The organism is Spirillospora sp. NPDC047418, from assembly GCF_040643275.1.
Lineage (GTDB): Bacteria > Actinomycetota > Actinomycetes > Streptosporangiales > Streptosporangiaceae > Spirillospora.
Genome location: NZ_JBEYTW010000202.1, coordinates 1 through 1,720 on the forward strand (window position 1 = coordinate 1; position 1,720 = coordinate 1,720).

A 1,720-nucleotide genomic window follows, 5' to 3' on the forward strand; every position below is an offset into this window, starting at 1 on the left:
GGGTGGGAGAACTCATCTCGAGGAAGGCTTCCCGCTTAGATGCTTTCAGCGGTTATCCCGACCGAACGTAGCCAACCAGCCGTGCCCCTGGCGGGACAACTGGCACACCAGAGGTCCGTCCGTCCCGGTCCTCTCGTACTAGGGACAGACCCTCACAATTCTCCTACGCGCGCAGCGGATAGGGACCGAACTGTCTCGCGACGTTCTAAACCCAGCTCGCGTGCCGCTTTAATGGGCGAACAGCCCAACCCTTGGGACCTACTCCAGCCCCAGGATGCGACGAGCCGACATCGAGGTGCCAAACCATCCCGTCGATATGGACTCTTGGGGAAGATCAGCCTGTTATCCCCGGGGTACCTTTTAGCCGTTGAGCGACACCACTTCCACACGTAGGTGCCGGATCACTAGGCCCTGCTTTCGCACCTGCTCGACACGTCCGTCTCACAGTCAAGCTCCCTTGTGCCCTTGCACTCGCCACCTGATTGCCAACCAGGCTGAGGGAACCTTTGGGCGCCTCCGTTACACTTTAGGAGGCAACCGCCCCAGTTAAACTACCCACCAGGCACTGTCCCCCACCCGGATACACGGGTGCGGGTTAGACGCTCAAAACGACCAGAGTGGTATTTCACCAGCGACTCCACCGACACTGGCGTGCCGGCTTCACAGTCTCCCACCTATCCTACACAAGACGCTCCAAGCGCCAATGCCAAGCTGTAGTGAAGGTCCCGGGGTCTTTCCGTCCTGCTGCGCGAAACGAGCATCTTTACTCGTACTGCAATTTCGCCGGGCCTGTGGTTGAGACAGCGGGGAAGTCGTTACGCCATTCGTGCAGGTCGGAACTTACCCGACAAGGAATTTCGCTACCTTAGGATGGTTATAGTTACCACCGCCGTTTACCGGCGCTTAGATTCTCAGCCTCGACCCCCGAAGAGATCTAACCGGTCCTCTTAACGTTCCGGCACCGGGCAGGCGTCAGTCCGTATACAGCGTCTTACGACTTCGCACGGACCTGTGTTTTTAGTAAACAGTCGCTTCCCCCTGGCCTCTGCGACCCCACCCAGCTCAGACAGCACGTGCCATCACCGGGCAAGGCCCCCCTTCTCCCAAAGTTACGGGGGCAATTTGCCGAGTTCCTTAACCACAGTTCACCCGATCGCCTTGGTATTCTCTACCTGACCACCTGAGTCGGTTTGGGGTACGGGCCGCCAGTACACTCGCTAGAGGCTTTTCTCGACAGCATGGGATCACTCACTTCACCTAAAACGGCTCGGCATCAGCTCTCAGGATTCACAAGAGACGGATTTACCTGTCTCTCTCCCTACAGCCTTACCCCGGGACAACCGTCGCCCGGGCTGAGCTACCCTCCTGCGTCACCCCATCACTCACCTACTACCCCCTCGGGTCCCACGCTCCCCGCAGACCAGACCCGAAGGCCCGGAACACAGTTCGGGTGGTTAGCATCAGAAGGTTCAGCGTTGGCGCATACCAGCGGGTACGGGAATATCAACCCGTTGTCCATCGACTACGCCTGTCGGCCTCGCCTTAGGTCCCGACTTACCCTGGGCGGATTAGCCTGCCCCAGGAACCCTTGGTCATCCGGCGCACACGTTTCTCACGTGTGATTCGCTACTCATGCCTGCATTCTCACTCCCACAGCCTCCACCACTCGATCACTCGGCGGCTTCACCGGCTGCAGGACGCTCCCCTACCCATCCCGAAC

At 59.2% G+C, this 1,720-nt stretch carries 1 rRNA gene; it reads right to left on the reverse strand.

What is annotated here, in order from left to right:
- Positions 1–1,720: ribosomal RNA gene (locus ABZ806_RS45020) — 23S ribosomal RNA — on the reverse strand; the annotation flags it as partial.